The organism is Chryseobacterium sp. CBSDS_008 (assembly GCF_049959325.1).
GTDB lineage: Bacteria > Bacteroidota > Bacteroidia > Flavobacteriales > Weeksellaceae > Chryseobacterium.
In genome coordinates, this window is record NZ_CP188202.1 from 3,311,548 (window position 1) to 3,337,076 (window position 25,529).

26 protein-coding genes and 1 pseudogene are annotated in these 25,529 nt (G+C 36.9%); 17 read left to right on the forward strand and 10 right to left on the reverse strand.

Annotated elements, in window-relative coordinates:
* Window positions 1-31: 31 nt before the first annotated feature.
* Window positions 32-628 (reverse strand): porin family protein, encoded by a 597-nt coding sequence (locus tag ACP3T3_RS15030; protein ID WP_426476634.1) that lies wholly within the window; start codon window positions 626-628, stop codon window positions 32-34.
* Window positions 629-651: 23 nt separating this feature from the next.
* On the opposite strand from ACP3T3_RS15030, the gene ACP3T3_RS15035 reads away from it, so the two are divergent.
* Complete coding sequence (locus ACP3T3_RS15035) at window positions 652-804, forward strand: hypothetical protein (RefSeq protein ID WP_426476635.1); 153 nt, start codon at window positions 652-654, stop codon at window positions 802-804.
* Here ACP3T3_RS15035 and ACP3T3_RS15040 read toward each other — a convergent pair.
* The 4 genes from ACP3T3_RS15040 to pepT all read right to left on the reverse strand — a co-directional run bounded on the left by ACP3T3_RS15040 (window position 779) and on the right by pepT (window position 4,891).
* Window positions 779-1,021 (reverse strand): hypothetical protein, encoded by a 243-nt coding sequence (locus tag ACP3T3_RS15040; protein WP_426476636.1) that lies wholly within the window; start codon window positions 1,019-1,021, stop codon window positions 779-781. The two genes, ACP3T3_RS15035 and ACP3T3_RS15040, sit on opposite strands and share 26 nt — an antisense overlap.
* Window positions 1,022-1,172: 151 nt before the next feature.
* Complete coding sequence (locus ACP3T3_RS15045) at window positions 1,173-2,759, reverse strand: DUF3472 domain-containing protein (RefSeq protein ID WP_426476637.1); 1,587 nt, start codon at window positions 2,757-2,759, stop codon at window positions 1,173-1,175.
* A gap of 311 nt (window positions 2,760-3,070) precedes the next feature.
* The gene (locus tag ACP3T3_RS15050; RefSeq protein ID WP_426476638.1) at window positions 3,071-3,637 is read right to left on the reverse strand and encodes a hypothetical protein; all 567 of its coding nucleotides are present in this window, start codon (window positions 3,635-3,637) and stop codon (window positions 3,071-3,073) included.
* A 6-nt stretch (window positions 3,638-3,643) separates the two neighbouring features.
* Complete coding sequence (gene pepT, locus ACP3T3_RS15055) at window positions 3,644-4,891, reverse strand: peptidase T (protein WP_426476639.1); 1,248 nt, start codon at window positions 4,889-4,891, stop codon at window positions 3,644-3,646.
* A 187-nt stretch (window positions 4,892-5,078) separates the two neighbouring features.
* Between pepT and ACP3T3_RS15060 the strand changes: the two genes are divergently transcribed.
* From ACP3T3_RS15060 to ACP3T3_RS15075, 4 genes are all read left to right on the forward strand, one after another.
* Window positions 5,079-5,927: a hydroxymethylglutaryl-CoA lyase gene (locus ACP3T3_RS15060; protein ID WP_426476640.1), complete on the forward strand. Its 849-nt coding sequence runs from the start codon at window positions 5,079-5,081 to the stop codon at window positions 5,925-5,927.
* Between the two features lie 112 nt (window positions 5,928-6,039).
* On the forward strand, window positions 6,040-6,876 hold the full coding sequence (locus ACP3T3_RS15065) for a sulfurtransferase (RefSeq protein ID WP_426476641.1): 837 nt from the start codon (window positions 6,040-6,042) through the stop codon (window positions 6,874-6,876).
* Window positions 6,877-6,965: 89 nt separating this feature from the next.
* Window positions 6,966-7,400: a transposase gene (locus ACP3T3_RS15070; protein WP_426476642.1), complete on the forward strand. Its 435-nt coding sequence runs from the start codon at window positions 6,966-6,968 to the stop codon at window positions 7,398-7,400.
* A 23-nt stretch (window positions 7,401-7,423) separates the two neighbouring features.
* Complete coding sequence (locus ACP3T3_RS15075; RefSeq protein ID WP_426476643.1) at window positions 7,424-8,266, forward strand: IS3 family transposase; 843 nt, start codon at window positions 7,424-7,426, stop codon at window positions 8,264-8,266.
* A 58-nt stretch (window positions 8,267-8,324) separates the two neighbouring features.
* Here ACP3T3_RS15075 and ACP3T3_RS15080 read toward each other — a convergent pair whose 3' ends face one another.
* Window positions 8,325-8,651 (reverse strand): SUF system Fe-S cluster assembly protein, encoded by a 327-nt coding sequence (locus ACP3T3_RS15080; RefSeq protein WP_034691980.1) that lies wholly within the window; start codon window positions 8,649-8,651, stop codon window positions 8,325-8,327.
* A 3-nt stretch (window positions 8,652-8,654) separates the two neighbouring features.
* A complete protein-coding gene (locus ACP3T3_RS15085) occupies window positions 8,655-9,356 on the reverse strand; it encodes a 3'-5' exonuclease (protein WP_426476644.1) in 702 nt (233 codons plus the stop codon).
* Window positions 9,357-9,435: 79 nt separating this feature from the next.
* On the opposite strand from ACP3T3_RS15085, the gene ACP3T3_RS15090 reads away from it, so the two are divergent.
* The gene (locus tag ACP3T3_RS15090) at window positions 9,436-10,206 is read left to right on the forward strand and encodes a DUF4382 domain-containing protein (RefSeq protein ID WP_426476645.1); all 771 of its coding nucleotides are present in this window, start codon (window positions 9,436-9,438) and stop codon (window positions 10,204-10,206) included.
* A 65-nt stretch (window positions 10,207-10,271) separates the two neighbouring features.
* Here ACP3T3_RS15090 and ACP3T3_RS15095 read toward each other — a convergent pair whose 3' ends face one another.
* Together ACP3T3_RS15095 and ACP3T3_RS15100 are read right to left on the reverse strand one after the other, a co-directional pair.
* Entirely contained in the window at window positions 10,272-10,619 is a 348-nt protein-coding gene (locus ACP3T3_RS15095) for a tRNA-binding protein (RefSeq protein WP_426476646.1), read from the reverse strand.
* Window positions 10,616-11,124, reverse strand: a pseudogene (locus tag ACP3T3_RS15100) (hypothetical protein). Before ACP3T3_RS15100 ends, ACP3T3_RS15095 begins: the two are co-directional and overlap by 4 nt.
* Before the next feature lie 287 nt (window positions 11,125-11,411).
* On the opposite strand from ACP3T3_RS15100, the gene ACP3T3_RS15105 reads away from it, so the two are divergent.
* The 8 genes from ACP3T3_RS15105 (at window position 11,412) to ACP3T3_RS15140 (ending at window position 20,435) form a co-directional block, all read left to right on the forward strand.
* Window positions 11,412-15,056 (forward strand): hypothetical protein, encoded by a 3,645-nt coding sequence (locus ACP3T3_RS15105; RefSeq protein ID WP_426476647.1) that lies wholly within the window; start codon window positions 11,412-11,414, stop codon window positions 15,054-15,056.
* Window positions 15,057-15,085: 29 nt separating this feature from the next.
* Entirely contained in the window at window positions 15,086-16,582 is a 1,497-nt protein-coding gene (locus ACP3T3_RS15110; protein ID WP_426476648.1) for a hypothetical protein, read from the forward strand.
* A gap of 11 nt (window positions 16,583-16,593) precedes the next feature.
* Window positions 16,594-17,073: a hypothetical protein gene (locus tag ACP3T3_RS15115; RefSeq protein ID WP_426476649.1), complete on the forward strand. Its 480-nt coding sequence runs from the start codon at window positions 16,594-16,596 to the stop codon at window positions 17,071-17,073.
* 63 nt (window positions 17,074-17,136) lie between these two features.
* Window positions 17,137-19,266 carry a hypothetical protein gene (locus ACP3T3_RS15120; RefSeq protein WP_426476650.1) on the forward strand — a complete coding sequence of 710 codons (2,130 nt, stop codon included), beginning with the start codon at window positions 17,137-17,139 and terminating at the stop codon, window positions 19,264-19,266.
* Window positions 19,267-19,545, forward strand: a complete 279-nt coding sequence (locus ACP3T3_RS15125) for a hypothetical protein (protein ID WP_426476651.1) — start codon at window positions 19,267-19,269, stop codon at window positions 19,543-19,545.
* Window positions 19,546-19,659: 114 nt separating this feature from the next.
* A complete protein-coding gene (locus tag ACP3T3_RS15130; RefSeq protein WP_426476652.1) occupies window positions 19,660-19,911 on the forward strand; it encodes a hypothetical protein in 252 nt (83 codons plus the stop codon).
* 10 nt (window positions 19,912-19,921) lie between these two features.
* Window positions 19,922-20,179, forward strand: a complete 258-nt coding sequence (locus ACP3T3_RS15135; protein ID WP_426476653.1) for a hypothetical protein — start codon at window positions 19,922-19,924, stop codon at window positions 20,177-20,179.
* Window positions 20,169-20,435, forward strand: coding sequence for a hypothetical protein (locus tag ACP3T3_RS15140; RefSeq protein ID WP_426476654.1), 267 nt, complete (start codon window positions 20,169-20,171; stop codon window positions 20,433-20,435). The genes ACP3T3_RS15135 and ACP3T3_RS15140 overlap by 11 nt, the downstream gene beginning before the upstream one ends.
* 253 nt (window positions 20,436-20,688) lie before the next feature.
* Here the strand turns inward: ACP3T3_RS15140 and ACP3T3_RS15145 are convergent, their stop codons facing one another.
* Window positions 20,689-20,880, reverse strand: a complete 192-nt coding sequence (locus ACP3T3_RS15145) for a hypothetical protein (RefSeq protein ID WP_426476655.1) — start codon at window positions 20,878-20,880, stop codon at window positions 20,689-20,691.
* Window positions 20,881-21,974: 1,094 nt separating this feature from the next.
* Here ACP3T3_RS15145 and ACP3T3_RS15150 point away from each other — a divergent pair.
* From ACP3T3_RS15150 to ACP3T3_RS15160, 3 genes are all read left to right on the forward strand, one after another.
* The gene (locus ACP3T3_RS15150) at window positions 21,975-23,219 is read left to right on the forward strand and encodes a sensor histidine kinase (protein WP_426476656.1); all 1,245 of its coding nucleotides are present in this window, start codon (window positions 21,975-21,977) and stop codon (window positions 23,217-23,219) included.
* Window positions 23,216-23,980 carry a LytR/AlgR family response regulator transcription factor gene (locus tag ACP3T3_RS15155; protein WP_426476657.1) on the forward strand — a complete coding sequence of 255 codons (765 nt, stop codon included), beginning with the start codon at window positions 23,216-23,218 and terminating at the stop codon, window positions 23,978-23,980. Before ACP3T3_RS15150 ends, ACP3T3_RS15155 begins: the two co-directional genes overlap by 4 nt.
* A gap of 398 nt (window positions 23,981-24,378) precedes the next feature.
* Window positions 24,379-25,500: an efflux RND transporter periplasmic adaptor subunit gene (locus tag ACP3T3_RS15160; protein WP_426476658.1), complete on the forward strand. Its 1,122-nt coding sequence runs from the start codon at window positions 24,379-24,381 to the stop codon at window positions 25,498-25,500.
* Window positions 25,501-25,529: the final 29 nt, after the last annotated feature.

Consider the following 25,529-nt stretch of genomic DNA (forward strand, 5'->3'; position numbering starts at 1 on the left):
AGTTTCTAATGGTAAAGATAATTTAAGTTTTTTAGAACAGGAAATAACCTATTCCGAGGGAAAAACTGTGGGGTTTTGACTTAAATTCTTTACTAATGCCTGAAAGACCCGTTTCATATCTCAGATCTACGGTGAAGTTCTTGTAATCTACTCCAATACCTCCTGTAATTCCGATATTGGATTTGTCGAACTTTTTAAAGCCTTCCTGAAGAGCCCGAGATGTAGATAGATTATTTCTGAAAGCATAACTGTAGACACCTCCGGCAAATAGCCTAACGTTATAATCGTCGGTTTTAATCAATTTATATCCTACCACTACAGGAATTTCAATAGCGTTCCAGGAAAGTTTTGAAGAGCTTCCGTCTTGGGATTGGTAGGATGTTTTCTTTTTGCTGAACAGAGCTTCTCCCTGTAGATATAGCTTTCCGATGTCCATTCTTGTCATTACCCCTGCCTGATAACCGAATCCGTATTTCCCTTCCAGGGAAGAAGATTCTGTTGAGGTTTTTGTAAAGTTGGCCCCTCCCTTTACCCCAATGTGAAAAGCCGGAGTCTGCTGTGCCTGGGTTTCTATAGTGCAGAAAATGCATAATAGAAGAGCACCCAGTGCTAAAAATTGCTGCTTCATAAATTATTGTTGTTAAAAATCTGATGCAAAACAACAACTATGAAGGGTGGAATGAAATTTTATTTGATGAATGGCAGGGCTGCATTGACAAGGACCTGTTTCCTGATGAAAAAATAAAACCGGGAGCAGTAATGCTCCCGGTTTTTATTATTAGTAAGGCTGTTCTTCACAGATAGAAGGAGGATAACATCCGCCACCGCCTGGATTTCCGCCACCTCCTACAGCGATGCATTGTCCGGGAGTTCCGTCTTCATACATTTCACAGGCTTTCCCCCATGCGCACTGACAGTCGTTCTGGCAATTATAGGAATCACCGCCCATATGGCAGCCGTCTCCTCCGCTGCCCAGGATTACAGATAAGTCTTTTCTCAAAAGTTTTTTTAATGTTTTCATAATTCAATTTGATGTTAAAAGTTAATAGTTACAATGATCTGTTTTGTAAATATATAAAAATCAAATTGTTTTTTACTTTTAAATGTTTGTAAATAAGGTATATATCACTGCCGGTAAAGAACAACACTTTATTCCATTTTCACAGAGTACATTAGTTTTTAATAAATTTCAGACTTTTTATGATGGCATTATTACCATATATATTGAGAATATAAGTGCCCTCCAATAAGATGGAGATTGGTATTTCCTCTCCGTTTGTATGGCCATTTTTAATCTCTTTGCCCTGTACGTTGTAAATGCTGTATGAAAACTGCTTGTTCTGAAGACCTTTTACCTGAATAACGCTATGAGCGGGGTTGGGGAACAACTTTATATTGTCTGCTGGTTCAGGAGCTGCTACAGAACGTTGTACAGTACCGATGTTATCATTGCAGCCCGGTAAGGCCGCAAGGTTGATATCAGGAGCCTGAGCCGGCGCAGTAACGCTCAGTAATGAATTTACCGGAGTATACTCATTGGTGAATCCACCGTTCCTTAAGAAAAATTTATTATTAACAGTTCCGCCGGATGCATCCACTCTTTGTTTAGCGCTGTAAGTATCATCAACAGTGAAATTTGCTTTTGAAACCGGTATCCATTTTCCCTGTGCTGTTCTTACCCATTGGTTTCCGAATTCAGCTCTTCTGCCCAGATAGCCGTTTTCCACCTCAAAATTTTCTACGAAACTATAAAATCCCTTTAGGTAAGTATTGGTATAAGGTCTTTTCCAGCTGGCAATCAACTGCCAGGCAGCGGTTTCTGGAGCAAAGAACCATGCTGTATAATCTGTATTACCTGCACCGTCCGGATTAGCTTTCAATAGAAATTTATAAGTAGTTCCGGCTTTCCAGGGGAATTTCAGAAAGCTTTGCCCTCCTGATCCTTCGTTTCCGAATTCTCCGATGCTGACATTCTGTCCCTTACAGTTTAATTTTATCTTTTTATCTTCAGGGATTGAATTGGGGTTGTCTGTCTCGAATGGGCTCCATACAGAAAATAAAATCTTTCTTTCTGTGGCAGAGTTGACCTGCATTCCAAAATAACCTTCTCCAAAACCGTCTACCATAAAATAAGAACCGACCTTATCCTGCCCAGAAGGCACGGTTACTTCATTATAATAGTAGGAAACGTTATCAGCCGTAGGGATATTGTAGGCCAGGTGGCACGAAGGACCTCTTCTTGCCCAATAATAATAATCCGGATTGTTAGAGAAAATGGTATTTCCTGACGTTGCAGGCCCATCAATCAGAAGATCAGATACACGCCCGAAATAGAGTCCGTTTTTACTGACACCCTGCAGATCAACCTTTACATATCCTGCACTTACATTAAAGCTCCCTGCAGAATAGGTGTTAAACGAAGTTCCTTTCATAAAGACCTTATGGGAAACCCCATTGACCGTAACTTTGATTGTACTGCTTTTGTCAAAAAAGACTTTTGCTCTTACTTTGATATTCAGCATTCCGCCATTGCTTACCTTAAAATAAGTACTTACTACGGTTTGGGAGCTTGTCCACAGCGTTAGCCCGTAATCTGTAATTTTTTCTGTACCATTACTTGTAGGATGTGTTATAAAGGCATTACCCCCCAGGGGTACTTTATAGGTATTTCCATCATACGTAATAGTGCCGGGTACTGATGCCGCCACAAGGTTGGCCACGAAAAAAGTGATTAATAATAAAATAGATTTTACTTTCATTGTGAAAATTTTTTTTGATGAAAGTAATAATGTGGAAGAAAAAAACATTCATAAAATCAGTAAAAATTTAAATATGATGGGAATTGAATATTAAATGTTTTTTTTTGTTGAAAATATATTGTTTTTAACGGTATAGAGTTAAAAAATAAAAGGGATATCATATGGTTTTTGGAGGACAGGATGTCATTTTTGTAGTTTTTTGCAGGGTAGATAACCAAATCCCCGAGCAAGATTGTTTTTGGAATGATATATAAAAAAATCGGAAGAAAGCTCTTCCGATTTAATGATGAATAATTTTTATTCATTAAGGGTTATTTTTTAAAAGTCAATGCTAAAGGAACAGAAACATTTGATGAGACCGGTTTCCCTTTTTCTTCTGCCGGTTTCCAATTGCCTTTATCTTTAATCCGGTAAAAAGCAGCTTCAATGAAAGCATTTACATCTTCATTATTTCCTTTTACATTGGGATTAAGAGCATTTCCTTTAGAATCTACAACAAAACTTATGGTTGCTTTATAGGTTTCCGAAGAAAAGTTGAGAAAGTCAAGATCTACAGCTTCATACAAAAGCTTTTGAAAAGTGGCTTTACCTTTATCATATTCTGCTTCTTTAGTCACTTTTGTTTTTACCGGAGGGTCTGCGGTGATCATTTTTTGATCCTCAAGAGAAGCTTTGTCCAAAGCCGTCTTGTATGCCGTTATTTTATCCTCTGTTAAAAGCCATTCTTTCTTGGTTCTTAAATCATTAGGCTTAGGATATTTGTTATACAGAGCCGTTTTCTTTCTTTCATAGCGTGAATCTGCCCGTTCAAATTCGGAAACCTGGGCACTGCTGAAAATAAAAGTGAAAATGAATGCTGATGCTAAGACCTTTTTCATGATTTATTAAGCTTTTACAATATTAATAATGACTTCAGTAGCTTTTTCCATACTTTCCAAAGCTACATATTCGTATGGTCCGTGGAAGTTGATTCCTCCTGCGAAGATATTCGGGCAGGGAAGTCCCATATAAGAAAGCTGAGCACCGTCTGTACCCCCTCTGATTGCCTTGATCTTTGGTTCTATACCCGCCTCAGTCATTGCTTTTGCTGCAAGATCCACAATGTGCATTTTACCTTCGAACTGCTGCTTCATATTTCTGTATTGCTCTTTGATTTCCACCTCAGCAGTTCCTTCACCATGTTTTTGATTGAATTCAGCTATTTTTTCCTCCATGAATTTCTTTCTGGCTTCAAACTTATCTGCATCATGATCACGGATGATGTACTGGAGTTTTGCTTCTGAGATATCAGCTGTAATATCCATTAAATGGTAGAATCCATCAAAACCTTTTGTGGTTGAAGGAGTTTCGTTAGCCGGAAGCATTTGAGCAAATTCCGCGGCTAAAAGAGCTGCATTGATCATTTTTCCGTACGCATAACCCGGGTGAACGCTCAGTCCGTGGATTTTTACAACTGCTCCGGCCGCATTAAAGTTCTCATATTCCAACTCTCCAACTTCTCCGCCGTCCATAGTATAAGCCCATTCTGCACCAAATTTAGCGACATCAAATTGATGAGCTCCTCTTCCGATTTCTTCATCCGGAGTAAATCCTATTGCAATTCTTCCATGCTTGATCTCAGGATGGGCAATAAGATATTCCGCAGCCGTTACAATCTCTGCACATCCCGCTTTATCATCAGCCCCAAGAAGCGTATTTCCATCAGTTGTAATTAATGTCTGACCGATATATTTTTTTAAGCTTTCAAATTTGGAAGGAGATAATGTGAATCCTGTCGCCTGGTTCAAAAGAAGATCATTACCATCATAATTTTTCCAAACCTGAGGTTTTACATTCTCACCGCTGAAATCCGGTGAAGTATCATAGTGTGAAATAAACCCGATGGTTGGTCTGTCATCATTTTCCAGGTTAGAAGGAACATAGCCCATAATATAACCGTTGCTGTCTATTGAAACATTTTCCAGACCGATAGTCTTCAGTTCCTCAGTAATATAATTGGCAATATCCCACTGGCGCTCAGTAGACGGTGTTGTTTCACTCTCTGCATCACTGGTTGAATATATTTTTACATAACTAAGAAAACGGTTCAGTAATTTTTCTTTCCACAATGGGTTGAATTCTATTGTACTCATCAGATATCTTAAATTTTAACAAAGTTAGCAAATTTGATGCTCAGAATACGTTATTTGCGACTTAATATCAGATATTGAAATTATAAATGGGATATAAATCTTTGAAAATCAAAATAGTGTTAGCTTTGCATGTACAGTATACTAAGTAGTTTAGTTTTATTATATTTGAGAAAATCAAAAAGTAACAATGTTTCTTACCGAATGTCCTAGAGATGCCATGCAGGGATGGGGAGAATTTATCCCTACCGATAAAAAAATAGATTATATCAACTCCTTGATGGATGTTGGCTTTGATGTATTGGATTGTCTGAGTTTTGTTTCTCCGAAAGCAATTCCGCAGATGGCTGATTCTGATGAAGTAGCTGAAAATATTGACAAATCACGTTCCGGAACTAAAGTTTCAGCCATTATCGGCAATTACAGAGGTGCCGAAAAAGCATTGAAACACCAGTCGGTAGATATTCTGGGGTTCCCATTTTCTATCTCCGAGACCTTTCAGCATAGAAATACCAATAAAAGCCAGGAAGAAGCTTTTAATGAAATTATTAAAATGCTTGAACTGGTAAAAAGTGAAGGGAAGCAGCTCAATATCTATTTCTCTATGGCCTTTGGAAACCCATACGGGGAGATGTGGAAATGGGAGGATGTAGACCAATGGGCGCAACGGTTTTCCGATATCGGAGTAAAAGATATTTTGTTGTCTGACACAACTGGCGTTGCAACTCCCGAAACGATTGCTCTTTTATTTGAAAAAATACCTTCGAAATATCCGGATATTAACTTCGGAGGACATTTTCATAACCGCTATGAAGATTCTTATTCAAAATTAAAAGCAGCTTACGATAAAGGCTGCCGGAGATTTGACAGTGCTATCAAAGGAATCGGAGGATGTCCTATGGCCAAGGATGATCTTGTAGGAAATATGCCTACAGAGCAGGTGATCAATTTTATGAGTGTGGAAAAGGCAGAACATAAACTGAATCTACTGAATTTTGAAAGCTCTTATAACAAAGCGAAGGATATTTTTCATTTTTAATATCCATGTAGAATAAATAGGAGCGGGCTAAAAGCCCGCTTTACTATATTACAATACGATAGGTTTTAGGCTTTAGCCAAAATATATTAATCTTAAACCCAAAATCAACAGAATGTCTCCAATAATTTCCCCATCTGAACTAAAAAATATTCCAGCAGAAAATCTTGTTATCCTTGATGCAAGAACAGGAAAAGAGGTAAAGCAAAACTACCTTGAAAAGCATATTAAAGGAGCCCGGTTCATAGATCTGGATAAAGATCTGGCTGAGATAGGAGACAATGCGGCCTTTGGAGGCAGGCATCCGCTTCCTTCTGTAGACAAATTTGCTGAAGCGCTTTCAAATCTTGGAATATCAGAAGATGCTCATATTGTTGTCTATGATGATAAAAATGCTTCAAATGCAGCGGCAAGAGCGTGGTGGATGTTAAGATCTTTCGGATTTAAAGATGTTCAGGTTCTTGACGGAGGGATGCAGGCAGCAGAAAAAGCAGGATTAGGATTTTCTTCCGGAGAAGAAATATTTGATAAAGCTCCTTTAATCAAAAAAGAACAATGGCGTTTTCCTGTTTCGAGTCTGGAAGTTGTTGAAAATGAGCTGAAAAACGATTCTTCTACGGTTATTGATGTAAGAGATGCTTATCGCTATAGAGGTGATTCTGAGCCTATTGATTTGGTAGCAGGGCATATTCCGGGAGCCATCAATGTTCCTTTTTCTGAAAATCTTGATGAAAACGGAAACTTTCTGGAGCCGGAAATTTTAAAAGAAAAATATAAACAGTTATTAGAAAACAAACCTGAGCATCTGATTATTCACTGTGGATCGGGAGTTACTGCATGCCATACCATTTTAGCGCTGGACTATGCCGGATTTCCAATTCCTGATTTATACGTAGGCTCATGGAGTGAATGGAGCAGGAGAGAAGGAAAAGAAATAGCAAAAGATATTTAAAAAACAAAAACCCCGAAAGAATTCTTTCGGGGTTTTATATTGTTAAGGTGTCCCGTCCTGAAATAGCGATACACAAAAAAACAATCGTTATGGAAGAAAACTTAGAAACGCGCTATGTCAAGCGTACCCAGAAAGATTACAGTTTGAATTTGAAACTTCAAATTGTAAGAGAAATAGAAACGGGAAAATCAGGAATTACAGACAGTCGGAAAAAATATGGTATACAAGCACGCTCAACAATTGTTAGTTGGTTGAGAAAATATGGTACCTTTGATTGGGAATACCAAACACCATTTACCATGAAAAAGACTCCTGAACAGCGTATCATGGAATTAGAGGCAGAAGTTAAAGTGCTTGAAAAACAGAAAGCATTTTTAGAGAAACAGGCTTACATTGCTGATAAAAAAGCTATATTTTTTGATATGATGATAAATCTTGCTGAGAAAGAATATGATATTGATATCAGAAAAAACTCATCACCCGAACAATCACCAACTTCCGCAGTGAAGAAAAAGAAACCATAGTTTTTACCTGCGAATTGTTCGGGTTGGATAGACAAGTCTATTACAGAAGTATCCGAGGATATAAACGCTCACAAAGCAAAGCATTAAAAGTAATAACCCTCGTAGAAGATATCCGCATAAAAATGCCAAAATTAGGAGGTCGAAAGCTATATTTTATTTTGAGGGAACCTTTAAGATCTCTGAAAATAGGAAGGGATAAGTTCTTTGATATTTTGAGAGCTAATCATTTATTGATCACATCAAAGAGAAGCTATCATATCACAACCAATTCTCATCATAGATTCAGAAAACATAAAAATCTGATTTTGGAGTACTGTATCAACAAACCCAACCAGGTGTGGGTAGCAGATATTACCTATATTGGAAACAGGAAAAAACCGAGTTACTTAAGTCTGATAACTGATGCTTATTCTAAGAAAATTGTAGGTCACTATGTTGCAGATAATCTCAATACGGAAAGTAGCCTGATGGCATTGAAAAAGGCATTAAAGAACAATAAAACTGATAAAGAATCATTGATTCATCACTCTGACAGGGGATTGCAATATTGCTCAAATGAGTATCAGAAAATATTGATAAAGCATAAGATAAAATGCAGTATGACACAGAACTCTGATCCTTATGAAAATGCTATTGCAGAGAGAGTAAATGGTATTTTAAAACAGGAATTCGATATTGATAAATATGATATTGAGACTTCAATGAGAAGAAAAATTGTGGAGCAATCCATTAGCATCTATAATGAGTTCAGACCACATTTTTCAAATCATTATTTAACACCAAATCAAATGCATGAACAGTCCAAATTAAAAATGAAAACTTATAAAACAAAAAACCAAAGCAAAAGTAAATTTACTCTGGTTTAATTATTTATTTTTATCCTTTAATTTGTATCATTATTTCAGGACTAGTCAAGGGTAATATTTAAAGCATTCCCAGCTCAAACTTTGCCTCTTCGCTCATCATATCCTTATTCCAGCTTGGTTCGAAAGTAAGCTCTAAATCTACACTTTTTACGTTCTCTACTTCAGCCACTTTATCTTTTACTTCCTGAGGAAGTGTTTCTGCTACAGGACAGTTGGGAGTAGTAAGGGTCATTATAATTTTTACGTCAGCATCATCGGAGATCTGGACATCGTAAATAAGCCCTAATTCGTAGATGTCTACCGGAATTTCAGGGTCATATACGGTTTTTAACACACCAATGATTTCCTCACCAATGTCAGCAATTTGATCGTCTGTAAATTTCATTTTTTAATCTAGATTGATATTCCTTTTCAACAAATCTTCCTGACGCATGCGCCGGAAAATATTTGCCAAAGTTAAGACATCTTTTTCACAATAGTCAACAATTCGCTGCAAGTCTTTTTCTATGTAGTAAATTGATGAAACCATTGAGCCGTCAATATCATCTTTCGGAGTAGGAATACCAAAGACATGGGCCAGTAATTCCAATGATACAAAACTTTTATAATCCCCGAATTTCCACAGTTCCATAGTGTCTATGTGAGGTATTTCCCATGGTTTTTTTCCAAACATCTGAAACGGTGCCGGCGGCTGCATACCATTGATAAGGTATCGTCTGGCAATCCAAGGAAAATCAAATTCTTTTCCGTTATGCGCACAGAGAATGACATTGTAAAGCCTTGGGCTGTTGAAGATTTCTCCAAACTCCTGAAGCATTTTCTTTTCATCATGTCCCGAAAAACTTTTTATTTTTAAGGTGTCATTCTTTTCAATCATTCCTATGGTGATACAGATGATTTTTCCAAATTCGGCCATAATACCGGCTCTGTCATAAAAATCTTCTGCCGTAACATCTTCTTTTCTTTGGAATCTTGTTTTTTTATCCCACAGATATTGCTCTGTTTCGGATAATTCGTCCCAGGAACCGGCCTGTGGAACGGTCTCAATGTCAAGGAATAAAATTCTTTCCAGGGGTATATTTTGGATCATTTTTTGTTATTTGTAATCTAATATATGACATAATAGACCAATTATCCAAAACGTTTTTATTATACCTAAAATTTTAATTATGAAGAAGTTATTCATTATGGCGAGCGGTATCTGCTTATTTCTTCTGGCATCATGCAATGATTCCAATGAAAATGGTACTGCTACAGTGAATGTAAGGCTTACTGACGGCCCTGCAGCATATAATGCTGTTAATATTGATATCCAGCGGATTGAAATTAACAGTAACGGAGATTGGACAGCACTCAACTTTCCCAATCCAGGGGTTTATAATCTTCTCAACTTTAAAAACGGAACAGATGTTCTTCTAGGCCAGGCTGTACTTCCGGAGGGTAATATCTCTCAGATGAGAATGGTACTCGGACCTAATAACAGTGTGGTTGTAAATGGTGTCACTCATCCGCTCCAAACTCCTTCGGCTCAGCAAAGCGGACTGAAGTTTAACTGGAACCAAACGTTATCAGCAAATGGAGCATACACTGTATGGATAGATTTTGATGCCGGAAGATCTATTGTTACAACAGGGAATGGATCTTACATTTTAAAACCGGTAATAAGGGCTTTCTCTGAGCTTACCAACGGACAGATAAAAGGATATGTGCAGCCTCAGGCAGCTCAGGCAGTTGTTCATGCCATCATGGCTTCAGATACAGTTTCTACTGCGATGCCTAATCCTGATGGCTTTTTCATGTTTTCCGGGCTTCCACAAGGAAATTATACTGTTTCTTATGATGCAGGAAACAGTACAGGATATATTGACGAAAATACACCTAACGTATCCGTAAGTTTTGGTCAGATTACAAATCTTGGGGTAAAGACCCTTCATCAATAAATAATAATATCTAACATAAAAGCCCCCTTAGAGACTTCTCCAGGGGGGATATGTTTAATAGGGTGTTATCCTACCTGCATTCCGTTTTTTGTAGGCAATGAGGGCGTTAAAAGAGTAACGTCTTTTTTGTCTTCCCCATACAAGCCCAACACAAGACATTCACTTAAGAAATTGGCAATCTGCTTTTTAGGAAAATTCACTACGGCTAAAATCTGTTTTCCAATAAGCCCTTCTTTTTCGTAGAGAGAAGTAATTTGGGCTGACGATTTTCTGATTCCTAAGTCTCCAAAATCTATTTCCAGCTGGTACGATGGATTTTTTGCTTTTTCAAAATCATTCACAGAGATTATTGTTCCGCATCTGATGTCTATTTTTTCAAAATCTGCCCAGGTGATGTCTGGTTTTACTGTCATGGTAATTCGTTGATTAAATGTTCTACTTCTTTTTTCTGTTCTGCATATTTTGTTGTAATATTGAACCTTCGCCCATTCTTTTATAATACTCCAAAGCTTTTTCTCCGAAGAATTTTTTATGGAAATCTGAAACTTCAGGAATCTGAGGAAAGATTTTGTGAAAAAGCATCTCATAATACGCCTGAAATTCCCTTTCATTTTTGTCTTCAATAACCTCTCCGGCAGCTTTTTGCCTTACATGAAGCATTTCGTGGGCAACCATATTCAAAACAAGGTTCAGGTCAAAATCAAATAAATTTCTTGGGATCATTACAGTCTGCGGTCCACCCAATTCACCTTCTGCTGTAAGAAGCATTGAAGTAGGAGAGAGTTCTTCCCTGAATCCGAACCCTGCAAAATTTTCATGTTCAAGATCAAAAGAATGGATCAGATATTTTGCTGCATCCAGAATCTGATCATGTTCTTTATAAGCTTCAAGGTGTAAGTTGATCTGCTCGAAATTCATCTGAAATATGTTTTAAACAAATGTATTAAAATATTGAGAATACTAATGGTTTTTGCTTCAAGGTTTAGAATAGAAAAATGAAATTCTTTTTTATACGTCAAGTTCTGTCGCTTCTGGGGGTGATATTTGCTTCAAGAAAAAAACACAATATGAAACTAGACTTAAAAATTCCAGGTGGATATCTTTTGCCGGAAACCACCTAAAAAAATAAGGCTAAAACCTGAAGACAATCTACTAAAAAGAGCTTCAGATCTCAACCTATTTTAACCTACACAAAATTACACAAAATGAACGAAATGGAAAATACCACTACAGGCGCTCCTGTAGAAAATACCCCATTACAAACACTTTTCAGATTTGTAAGTCTAAGAAACCCGGAGTTATCTGATGATACCAAACAAGATAAGAGATTCATTGTTGCTCCTCAGGATCTGAAAAATGATAATGCTTTTTATGTTCCGGTTGTTAATGGAGCCGGCACAAAACAAAAATTATTGCAAACATGTGCAGCTAATTATGTAAATAATCCGGAACGTATTTCAGCAGACCCAAACAGCTCAAATAGTTTAGAGGGTTTCAAAAGAACTTATAAGGCTTACTATACATTTGGAACCTGGTTGGCAAAAAATAAAAACACATGTACTTATGAGGAGGTTCTTGCCAAAAAAGCAGTATTAACCGATCCACAGGGTGCGCCTGTAGCTCCTCCCCTGATTAGTTTATGGAATAATCTGATTTATCAGGTAGTGACACAGAAAGATTTTTATGTCAAGGAAGTTGTCATGCAGCAGCTATTGGCACTTCATATTCTTACAGTGTCCAGTAAAGAGGACATGAAAACAGCACTTGATGCAAAAGTTATTCTGCCTAAGGAACTGATGATGGAAAATGGTTCTCTTACTACATCACAAACTGCTTCAAGAATGATTTCTGAAGGCCCCAAAGAAACTTTTCCAACAGAAGAAATGAAAAGTCAGCAGCTTATCTCTGCTGAAAAGATTAAACTGAAAAGATATGAAGCACTAAAGAAAAACCTCTCTACCATTGAAAGACTGTATAAAGCAGACTATCAAAAAGAATATGCGGCAAAAGAAGAAGTTTATCAGAATGAAGTTGCTTCAATTCTTGAAGAATATAAAAAAGAGATGGCTGCTAATAAAGAGAAATATTGTCAGGTAAGGAGCCCGGAGGCAAAATATGATCCGGCGGATCCCTGTCAGCAAATTCCAGATATTCCTGAACCGGTATTGCCAAAGTTTAATTTTCAATTCAGGTCCGAAATAGAAGCCGATTTTTTATTAAGAGCAATAAAGCCCGAAAATTTAGATGCACTGCTTGATATTCTCGGATATGATTTTCAGACAGAATCATATAAACAAAGGTCTGCAGAACTGAATTCTTTTGATCTTGCGGGTCTTTTGGAAGGAAGAAATACTTTTTCGGAGATTGATTCTTTATTGAAAGAAGCAGCTGAAAAATCGAATAATATTATTGTTGAAAATACCAGTACGGATAATGAAGGATACGCCAGTATAGCAGGAGTCCTTATTCCTGTGGCAAAAACAGTGGCGGTTCCTTTTACTTATCAGATTTGTCCAAAATATGTGCATCAGGGATTTACCTTTGATATAGCTCTTACAGTTCCGGATTCATCATGGGAGGTCAGCAATATCTCTTATGACCTGACTCCGGGTAATGGTTCTGCAACCATTAATGGCGATTATTATGTGAAATCCAGATCCGGAAATATTATTTTCCTTAATGATCTTTGTATGCCGGGATTAGATTTTAATACAATACAGGATGCGTCTATAAGTATTAAAATCATGTTTACGAGTGGAAAGCCTGCTAATATATATATCAATAAACTGCAAGCCAGAGCTTGCCTTTCTGATAACTTTTTACTTGAGGTGGACGAAGAAGAACCTGTAGATACTGAGGATGAAAATAACTTTATTCCATCAGGGTTCGGATTTAAACAAATCGGTATTGCAGACTATTTGAAAGTGGAACAGACTACTCATGCCTATGTTGAAGGTGAAGTAGCCCATATTGAGAATATTATGGCCAGAGAATATCGTGAGAAATCCACCAGAAGATTAAGAAGAAGTGAAAATACAACGACGACATCTTCAGATACTGAAAGAGAGCAGCTTACAGACTCTACTACGGCTACCCGTTTTGAAATGCAGAATGAGATCGCTAAAATGATGCAGGAAGCATCAGACAGCAATACTCAGTTTGGAGTAAATGCCAGTTATAAAATGGGAAATGCAAACATCAATACAAGTATGGGATTAGGCAACGCCAGTCATAGTTCCAGAGACGAAAGTACCAGACAGGCTGTTACCCAGGCCCAGGATATTACATCAAGAGCTATGGACAGGATCGTTACAAAAGTTCATGAAGAAAGAATCGAGAAAATTATTGAAGAATTTGAAGAAAACAACTCTCATGGTTTTGATAATAAAAAAGGAGATAAACATGTAGTAGGCGTTTACAGATGGGTAGATAAACTGATGAAGAATCAGATCTACGATTATGGGAAACGTATGATATTTGAATTCATGATTCCTGAGCCTGCAAAATTACATTTGCTGGGAATGGCGAAAAGTAAATTTGTAAAACCTGAAGATCCCAGAACATCTGACGTAATGTCAATGAAAGATTTCAGTGCACTTGCCGATGAAGCCACATTGAAATACTGGATCAGCAAATATAATGTGGAAATGGAAAGTTTTCCACAAAACAATATTAAGGTAACCAAAGGCTTTGCATATGGTAGGGATAAGGCTCCGGACATGAGTACCACAGCAGGAGCAACAAGTGCCATAGGGCTACAGGATGTGGTGAAAATTCCGGAAGGATATATCAGTACAGAATATTCAATTAGTGGAGGCGGAAAAGAATACGTAAGCTCATTATTGAATATTAATATCGCAGATAAACGTGTTATTGATGGTGCTACAACAACAGGATTCAGCAAAAACGGAAGTTTCATTGGGTATACCGGTGACGTGGCAGTAAGTATTTCTACAGACAGATTTTATTCTTTTGAAACATCACTTTCTATCTCATGTGTGCTGACAGAAGATGCAAAAAAACAATGGCAGCTTAAGACGTTCAAGGCTATTATTGATGCTTACGAAGTCGCTTTAGCAGAATATAATAACGCTGTTTCTGTGGAAGAAAATAAAGCCGTTGCCATCAAAGACTCAAATCCGAATTTCTACAGACAGATTGAAAATACTGTTCTCAGAAAAAACTGTATTTCCTATATGGCAGACAGGGATCCAGGCACTATTCATGGTTATGGCTTGTCAGGTTTGACGCAGGGAAGCTCATTTACCGATTATGAAACGAAGCTTTCTAAGGATCTTGACAAATACTCCGCTTTTGTAAAATTCATGGAGCAGGCATTTGAATGGGAAAATCTGTCCTATTATCTGTACCCTTATTATTGGGGAAATAAACACAACTGGTCAGATTTATATAAAGCAGAAAATACAGATCCTGTTTTCAAAGCATTCTTACAAAGTGGTATGGCCAGGGTGATTGCTACAGTACGTCCTGGTTTTGAAGCTGCTGTACAATTTTATCTGGCTACAGGAAAAATCTGGAACGGTGGAGAAGTTCCTGTAATCGGAGATGACCTTTATTTATCAATTGTAGATGAAATGAAGCAGCCAAAAGGAAAAAAACATGGAAAAGCATGGATCACCAGACTTCCTACTACTTTAAATATCCTTCAGGCGGAGAGTATCGGTTTGAAAGTCGCTCATGCACTGCCGTTTACTATTGAGAACCCAGATGATTTTGAAGTTCCTTCCGAGGTAATAACTGAGGATAGATTCAATTTTGAACCTAATGACAATCTTCTTGGAGTAGAATCACTGGAAGGTCAGAAAGTTATTTCAGGAGACTGGAAATAAAATAATTATTAACCTTAAAAATTAAAAAAATGCCAATTATAGGAAAAATTATACGTGTCAATGAATTGCCTCCCATTGGAGAAAGGGAAACGAATGCTATTTATCAGGTAGCAGCACCTGGCTCCCTATCTTACACAGATTATGCCGTTGATGAAAACGGTGATTTAAAGACCCATGCTGTTGTTGACGGAACTATTCCCCTGGAATTAGCTGATAATCATGTCAGTATTTCAAATGCGGATCTTTTAGCAGCAGGAATGGCAAGTCAGGCTCAATATAATATCAAGACACAAGAGAAATTAGCTAAGAAGCTGGAAACCCCTCTGACAGATGGAAATGCGCAGGACTACCCTAAAATAATAGGATTGAATGATAATGGTAATGTTGCTAAACTTCCTGCGGGTGATTTGGGAAAAAATATAGCAAACTCCTCTTTAACCACAGTTTCTGGTGCGGGATTGACTCTTGGTGCTAACTGGACCCTTAATGCTTCCGGATTTTATTATTCGATAACCGGGCTGAATGATAAATCTGCAGACACAACTTTTAACAGAATGATGGTTCAAAATCCGTCCGGACAGCTTTCATGGAGTAACGGAAAAAATATGATTTCCAATTATCCACTGCTGCTGAATGATGCTGAAAAGACGGCGTGGAGAAACCGTATGAAACTTTCTACTGAGAATTATTCAATCGGAACCCCAAGAATAGATGTGTTATTGCTCCCGTTTATTGATAATTCGAAAAACTTTATTCAGTACACAACATTAGTGGGATTAAATCTCTTTGTAGATAATGTTTCTTCCAACGCATATATCAAAGTGAAAAGGGTAAAAGATGTCAACGGTATCAACCTGGCAGTTCCAGAAGAATATAGTGTAGATAATTTTACGGTGATGCAGAACTTTCCAAATAATTTGAATTTTGGGATCAACTGGAGTACAAAACCAGAAGGATATTATAAGATATTCGTGACACACAATGGGTTAACAAATGCCAGCTCACCAGAGCTCATTGTAAAAGCAGGACTTACCTATAGTAAGTTTACGGGAATTGCTAATTGGACTACACTAACAGGCAGCGCAATAATCACTGATACTTCTATATCAATTGCTCAGGGCTCATCTGCACAAACGGATAATTTAATTTCTATCTCAGATATTAACGCCGGATTTATGGTCTCTTTTTCAGTTAATAATAACCAAAGTAATTATGGTGCTAATTTCGTAGGTCCCTTTTCTGGCGGAATCCGTGGAGATGATGGAGTATTTTATGGCTTTTCAAATTATGGAGGTGATGGAAGCTGGATCATTTATCAAGGACAGCTTTTGCCAATCAGAAATGAAACCTTTCACATTGCTTATTATAACGGAATTGTATATGTAATTGCGGAAAGCAATGGCGTGACTTATCAGCAATTTAATTCAACCTTTAATCTACAGCCAAGGAGATTTTATCTCTCAAGAGGAAGTGGCGGCCAAGGGTCACTAACAATGAGTGTACTTGGAAAAATATTATTGTCTTAAAAACAAAAATTATGAACAAACATTTAATTATACCAGAAAATATTAAGGAAATCCTTAACAGTATTGAAAATACATCATTACATCTTGCAGAGCTGCCACTACAGTCTCATCCAAGACTTCCACAATTCGAAAGGCATATCCGAGTGCTGGATATTGATGCCAAATCTAAACTGCAGTTTATCTGCTTCAGATATGAGCAGATTTTGAAAGATATGGAAACCGGAGAAGAAGTTAATATACCTCTCCCAACCCCGGAATGGCTCATCTATAAAGAGACTTGGAGCTACCTTCGTGACGGAGACAATCATCTTATAGAGCTGCCTGTTGCAGAACCCGAAGGTGATATGAATACCGATCTGGTAAAAGTACCAAGCTATCAGTATATGCTTTGGCTGTTGAAAAACAATAAAGCTGGTTTTACAGAACTTCTGGCTTCCTATCTGGATGAATTTGTGGAAAAACACAAAGAGAACCTAGATGCACTTTCTTAAGAAATATTAATTACTGGCAGGGTCTTAAAGCCCTGCCCTTTATTCACCTTAAAAAATCACAAAATGAGTTTAGAAATTTTAAATAACCCTCTATTGAGGAATATCACGGATTTCTCTCCTGGGAATAATAGTCCTGGTCCTTTTGAGACAATCTTCCCGGTTCAGGAATCTCCGCCGGAATTAAAGCAAAAAACTTCAAGGCAGATTGCCAATACTTATTACGGTGGGAAACCAGTTGTAGATGGTAATGGATTTCAGATCTATTCAGATGATCCTGTATTTGGAGGAAATATCGGGGAAGTGGTTGTCTATAAAAGCAGATTCAGCCAGACTATAGCGGGAATTGATGTTGTTCTTTTTGCCAGCAAAAACGGAGCTTTTCTCCTTCAGCGCTATATGGAAGCTTTACCCAATAGCAATGAGCTGATCCTTTTCTTAGAAATTGATGACCGCTATAACCATAATACGGTAATGCGTGCTGTAGCGGGAGCAGGGCTTACAAATAAAAAGGATATGCCTTTTGCAGATATCCTCAGTTTTATAAGGAAACATGAGGTAACCGTTACACCAAAATCACTCAAAAACCTTATTGAAAAAGGTATTTACAGAAATAAAGTAGATTTTATAAGCTGGTTTCTCGGTTTGAAGGATAAAAGTATCGGAGAAATATTCAGTTTTTTTAAACAGGAAGCTTTAGAAGCAGCTTCAACTTTTTTTACAAAAGGTATTGCTGAAAACATAGTCAAACTAAGGATCTCAGAAAACGGATGGAATCCCAGCCCGAAAGAAGGAGAGTACAATCCCACTTTTATTCCGGAGGTATTTTATAAAGAGATAAAAGATTTCTATGAGCATAAAGCATCTCAGAATCCTTATGAAAATCTTGCAGGCCAGAAAAAAATCAATGCTAAAATTGTAAAATCATTGTTTGAAAGCATCAATGAAGCAAAGGCAGATTTTAATAGTCTGCTGAACAACGCTGAAACGTTCTTCCCTGCTTTTATCTATAAAAGAATCAATAAATCTCTTACTTTCTTTTTTAACCAGATCGACAAGCTGGAGAAGTTCATTGCAGACCCGCTCACCGGAATGCAGCATATTATCTATAAAAACTATCAGATTGCCAATGCCTTTCTGTGCGGTATTTATAACAGTCTGGTAGATATTATTGCCGGAATCTTTTCCATCATCGGCTTTATTTTCAAAGCAGTCGCTGCCATGGATAAAGTAAATGACCGGAAAGTGGAATATGGGGAAATGTTCCTGGAACTGATAGAAGATCTGTTGGAAGGAATTCTGACTTTTGATTATTTGGAGTTCTTTAAGGAATGCATTACCTTCCAGCTAAAAACCATCGTCCGTCTGGTAAAGTGGGTGGAAGAAAAGATTCCTCAGATCACACTGGAAAAAGCAGCTTATTATTACGGGTATATCATTGGGATTATCATCGATATTATTGTGGAAACGCTTCTTACAGGTGGAACTGCAGCAGTCGCGAAACTGGCCAAATCCGTAGAAAGCTTTATCCTGAATCCGCTGGAAAAGATCACCAAGGCAATTACAAAAGCGGAGAATGCTCTCAACAGGATTATAGAATTTATTCGAATGACTCTCCGGGAATTTAAAAACGGATCAAAAGAAATTTTTTCTAAATTAGAAAAGATTTTAAATGAGGTCTTTGGATTTGGAGAAGAGGTTGCTGATCATGGTTTGTCTCCTGCTGAGAAAGCAGTGAAGAATAAGCAGAGAAGGATTCAGGAGGAAATTGAGAGGAAAGGGAAAAAGAAGAAGCTAGAACTATTTAGAGAGGGAATGGAAGGTGTGGAAAAAGCATCTAAACAGTTAATTAATAATATTTCAAAGAAAAGGATTGTAAAAATAGCACAAGAAGGAACGGATGATTTTAGGTATTTAGAATGGATGGGGGCAGAAGCGAATGTAGGAGGAGAAGATCTTAAGCATATATTATTAAAAAATAACCCAAGTAAAGCTGCTGTTTTAGAAGAGTTTTTACACGGTACACAAAAAAGTATAAAAATAATTGAAAATACATCAGATATAGCTTATGCAGAATATCATGTAAAGGACTTTATGATAAGACATCAAAGACTTTTGGGGTTAATTGATGAAGATATAGAAATATTAAAAATACTTAGAGATAGAGATTATGAATTTTATAAAAATATTAAATAAATGAAAGATATTATATTATATGTAAATGGCATTTTTCAAATGTCTTTTGGAAAGACTTTTTTTACTGGAATTATGCATAATCATGATGCTATGGTAGAAAATTCATTCTGGGAATTGATTGTTAATGGGAAAAAAATGGGAACCATTGAAATTGAAGGCGAACAAATAGTTAAAAAAATCGATAATATTAATGAATATAGGTCTCTAGCCACAAAGATAAAAATTGATAATGATATAGATTTAAAAAAGGACATTGTCCAACTAGTTATGATAAAATAGATTTAAGACCGCTTTATATAAGGCGGTTTTTATTCTAAATTAGGAAAGGTTTTAGATGAGGTCTTTGGATTTGGCGAAGAGGTTGCGGACCGTGGTTTATCTCCTAAACAGAAGATGGTAAAGGATAAGCAGAAGAGGATTCAGGAGAAGATCGAGAGAGAAAAAACAGCTTTTCAGAGGGAAAGGAAGAGAAAAGAATTATTTTCAACGGTTAAAGGAACTCCAATAGATAAAAAGCTTTTATCAAAACTACAAAAGGAATTTAACGAATTGGGTGGAGAAATGAGATTCGATGAAGAATCATTTGAATATATTGCAGGTAGAGAAAAAGTTAGGAGTCGAAATAGAGGCTATAACTTTAGGTGACGATTTAATTATGTTAGGACCAAGAGCTACAACTTCAGCAGTGTATGAGGAGTTAATTCATGCTCAGCAATTTAAAAGTGGTCTATATGATGAATGGGCGAGCAAGTATGGAAACAAAATTGCTGAAAACTTAATGGAAAAAGAAGCAGCCGAAGAATTGCTTGAAAATGCGCAAAAATGGAAGTTGCCAAAAGATGAAATAAAGTTAATTGAGGAAATATTAGATTTTTTTAAAAGCGAATTAAAATCATTAGGATATGAAAATTAAAGTTTTAAATTACTTTATTATTAACAAACTTAAGCCAAACCAAAAAAATATTTTTGATATTAAAATATTAAGCGAAGAGCAGGGCATTTTGAATAATAAACGATTTGTGAATAAAGATAAGGGAATTTCATTTATTATCAAATCAGTGGGACATATCAACCCTGCAGTCGAGGATTACTACCCAGTTGTAGTAGATGTTGATCAGAATAGTGAATTAAAAGATTATAAAGATTTAATTTTTTATGATAATATTTAAAGCTTAGTATAGAACATGATTTACAGCTTCTTTGTGGTGTCTTGTTTATTAGATGAAAAACAATAATAAAAGAATTCCTAAAAGAATTCATGAAGAATATGTAATGCATCAACTTTTAAAAACAAAGTCTAGGTGGGTAGAGGATGATTTAAATATAATCAATAAAATGAGAATAAAAGAAGAGTTACCATTAATAAAAGACTTTGATTACTTTAAACATTGGGATATAAAAAAAGAATTAAAACAAATTAAATTAATTGAGTGTCTGCTCTTTCATTTCTACCTGTGAAGTAGCCAGTTCCTTTTCAAACCGTAAATCCTTTTCCTTTTGCTCTATCAGCAAGGTTGTTTTTTTCTTAATGAAAACAGCATAAATAAAGATCATTGTCAAAACAACGATGAATAAAGTAATGGTAAAGATGATAACCAAATTATTCTCTTCCATATCTGAAAAGCATTTATCTGATTTTTTCTTGTTTGTTCCAAATTAAACCAATATGAGAATACCATTACTGATCAGATTCAGCATAAATAAAATGAAGAAATAAATCGTCTCCGAAACAATAGCTCTGAAAAACAGTATCGGAATGCTTCCGATAAAAATATCAGTAAAGCTACTGAAATCCAGAACGGTAAATAGTTTTTGATTTCCAGTATTTTATCAGAATTAAAGGTTTGGTACAGAAACACAATAATTGAAAATAACAACAGAAGAATATCTGCATAGAGCATATTGAAAGAAAAGTGATGAAGCAGATTATCTTCTGTATAAAACATTACAGCAATATTGAGGACAAAAAGAACCAGAATGATGACCTGTATCTTTTTGAGCAACGGGACATATAATAATTGTAATAATACAATAAGTACAAAAAGAAAACAATCATTAAAAAACCAATCACATAAAGATGTCCGTAGGCAGACCTGTCAGCTTGAAATAAAAATAACAGAAAATATCAATCAGGGAAAACAACACATATCCTGTGATAAAAAATAAATTCTCCTTTCCGGTTTTTCTGTATTTTAGAACCATTTACTATAATGGATAGCATCATTGATATCTGTTCCCTGTTTCGATATTTCAGTTCATAGTTTTGTGTTTTTATGGCATTGTACCGGAAAGTGTTTTTGGAGGAGGAGCCAAGATATAGCCATAGCCCACTTAGAGGTTGAGACCTGCCGTGTTGCAGGAAAAGTGATTGTAAATATCTAAAAACAGACCCGGAAAAAATAATTTCCAGGCCTTTTAAACAAGATTAAGTGTAAAATTCAGCCTTTACAGGCAAAAAGATAATTCAAATGTTACAGATTTTTATTGATCTTAATCTACGTTTAGGGAATTGACGGTAAGGGTATTTTCTTTGGCCATAGATGCTGCATAATGCGTGGCATTTTCAGCTTCGTGGGAAAAACCTGTGCAGACAATTATTGTTTTCATTGTACCGGATAATACTGCAAAACTATGGTACACAGCAGTTCACTGACTGTAAAAATAGGGTGATATTGCATAAAATGATGATGAAATGTCTTTTTCAGGTGATGAACTGTCATATTCATTTTAACGCTGCTATTTTACGTTTCAGTTACGGTTTTGGCGGTCTCGTCTACAATAGGAACCTTTCCTATAAAATCTATTTCTATATTTACATTCATAAAGTCCCGGATATGAATAGGATTTCTACCATCAGGAAAAATATAGTACGGAATAAGAAGATTCTTTCCACCATGAAAAGAAGGCTCGTAATCTGGGCTTTAGCCGTGGTTACTTTCTGTGTTTTCTCCTATCTGATAGATCCTTTTGATCCCATTTGGAAAGGATATCTGGATACTCCGCTGCAGATGATTCTGGAAGATGCCTCATGGATTGTCCTTTTTTCTATCATCATCTCAGAGGTCAGTATATTTATAGACAGGACGCTCAATAGGTGGCTTCCCTGGCGGAACAGAACCGTAAAGCGACTGCTCATTCAGGGCTTGCTGCAGATTGTGGGAAGTGTGATGATTGTAATTATTATTAATGCCATTGTAGACTGTACCTCAGTAACATTACCAGAGATGGATTCCCGTAAAGAATATACCCTTCTGGGACAGTGGATCGCAACCAATATTGTAATATCATTGATTATCAGTGCTTTTAATACCGTGGATTATTTACTGGAAAACTGGAAGAAAACAGCTGTAGAAGCCGCTCAGCATAAACTTCGGGCATCCAAGCATAAGCAGGCGGCCATGGCGGCAGAGCTTCAGGCACTTAAGCTGCAGATCGACCCTCATTTTATTTTCAATAATTTAAGTGTATTATCAGAGCTTATTCTGGAAGATCAGCAGCTTGGATATGAATACTCCGAGAAATTTGCAAGAGTGTACAGATATCTGCTGGTCAATTCTAAAAAAGATATCATTGCCGTAGAAGAAGAACTGAAGTTTTTAGAATCCTACATCTTTCTGATCGAAAAAAGAATTGGTGAAGGCGTTATATTCAAAATAGATATTCAGGAAGAATACAGATCCAGATTTACCCTTCCGCTGTCTTTACAATTACTGGTTGAAAATGCCATTAAACATAACCAGACTTCAAAGGTGAATCCGCTGGAAATCCATGTTTATACCAATCCTCAAGGAGAACTGGTAGTTTCTAATACATTTCTGCCTTTGATTAATAAGCCGGATTCCTCAGGAGTAGGGCTCACCAATATCATTGCACGGTACGAAATCTTAGGATATCCCAAGCCGCTGATCGAAAAAACGGAAGATCAATTTATTGTAAAACTCCCATTGATATGAAGATTAATAAAGTTTTAATCGTTGAAGACGAAAGACCCAATGCCGATAGGTTAAAAAGGCTGTTGCTGAAGTTAAGGCCCCATATTGAAATCCTGTCTGTGGAAGACTCGATAACCTCAACAGTACATTGGCTGGAAAATAATGTTGTTCCGGATGTAATTATGATGGACGTACGCCTTGCAGATGGGCTCAGCTTTGAGATATTCAACAAGCATGAAGTTAAAAGTGCCGTCATATTCACCACCGCATACGATGAATATGCAGTACGGGCATTTAAATACAATAGTGTAGATTACCTTCTGAAACCCATCGATGAAGAAGAGCTTGATGCTGCCTTAAAACGCTATGAAACCTTTATGGAAGCCGTTCCGGTAGTAGGATCTGCTATTGAAGGCCTGTTGAATTATATCCAGCCGAAAGATTACAGAAAACGTTTCCTGATTGCCCACAGGGATGGATATAAAACCGTTCTGGCAGAAGATATCTTATACTTTTATACCGAATTGGGGATCAGCAAAGCCATGCTGAATACCGGAGTGGTAGAGAATGTACCGCAAACATTGGAAGAGCTTGAAAAACAGCTGGATCCTAAATTCTTTTTCCGGGCCAACAGACAATTTATCATCCATATCGATTCTGTAAAACAGATTTTTAATCATTTTAATGGAAAACTGAAGCTGGAACTGAGAAAACAGCCTGATATGGAAGTGATTGTAAGCCGGGAAAAAGCTTCGGTTTTTAAATCCTGGATGGATTATTAATTCTAAAAAATACAGAGGAGGCTGTCTCAAAAGTCAAATAATTTGGCCTATGTCATTCTGACGAAGGAAGAATCTCATCAATATCCAAATACATGAGATTCTTCACTACATTGATGAACTACGTTCGCAGACTTTCAGCCTGTGTTCAGAACGACACTTTTGAGACATCCTCTTTTTCGTTTTACTTGTGAAATACATTAATTTATCCTTAATAATTTCACTCTTATTTCCACATGAAAATCTCTTTTTTATCATATTTCTAAAGGAAAACCCCGTCTTTCTTTTCATTTTTGGTATCATACGTTTCACTTGCAATTAAAGACACTTCACCCGATTTCTGAATGAATATCCTTGTTATATGAAGTTATTTTGCTGCTGTAAAATTTAAAACCAATGTTATGAATTACAGAAAAGGATATCTGGTACTTTCACTTACGGCTGCGGCGGTACTTTATTCGTGCGACTCTGGGAATGGCCAGGAAAATACCCAGCAGATGCAGCAGGCATTGCCTACAGATTTTATCCAGGTGAAGTCCGGAGATGCTGATGTATCTACAGGATACCCGGGAAGCATAGAAGGGCAGGATAATGTAGATATTAAGGCACAGGTGACAGGGTATCTGGAAGCTGTATATATCAAAGAAGGACAGTATGTAAGCAAAGGACAGACCCTTTTCAGGATAAATCCATCGGTATACAACGAACAGGTAAATACCAATGAAGCCGCTTTGAAATCGGCATTGGCAGCGCAGGAAACCGCAAGACTTGAAGTAGAAAAGCTGAAACCTCTTGTAGAAGGAAAAGTAGTTTCCGATATGCAGCTGAAAACCGCTCAGGCAAGTTATAAAGCAGCATCAGCACAGGTAGCACAGGCACAGTCATCATTGGGATCCTCAAAGATTAACGCCAATTTTACGTATATCAAAGCGCCAGTGAGCGGATACATAGGAAGGATTCCAAACAGAGTAGGAAACCTTATCAGTCCGTCAGATGCTTCTCCTTTGACAACCCTTTCAAGCATAAGCAGTGTTAATGTGTATTTCTCAATGAATGAAGCTGATTTTATTGCCCACAGCAAAGCGGCCGCATCGGGAAATACTGTAGAAAATGTAGAGCTTATCCTTGCAGATGGCTCCACCTATTCTCTTAAAGGGAAACTGGAAAATGCCAGCGGAAACTTCGACAGAAATACCGGAAGTATTCAGATGAAAGCCGTTTTTCAGAACCCGGATAAATTATTAAGAGCCGGAGGAACCGCTAAAGTCGTGATTCACAATGCCCTGAATGGTGTAATCAGACTCCCGAAAACTTCAGTGAAGGATATTCAGGACAGGTTTTTTGTGTATAAGCTGGATGGCAAAGACAAAGTAAAAATGACTCAGGTTAAGGTTTCAGGAAGTACATCTCAGGATTATTTTATCAAAGAAGGCGTGAATGCAGGAGATAGGGTTGCCATCAACAGGATTGACGCTCTTACAGACGGAGCACAGGTTGTTGCGACAACTGTTCCTTTGAAATAGTTGTATAACCATTCTTAGAAAATTTAAAA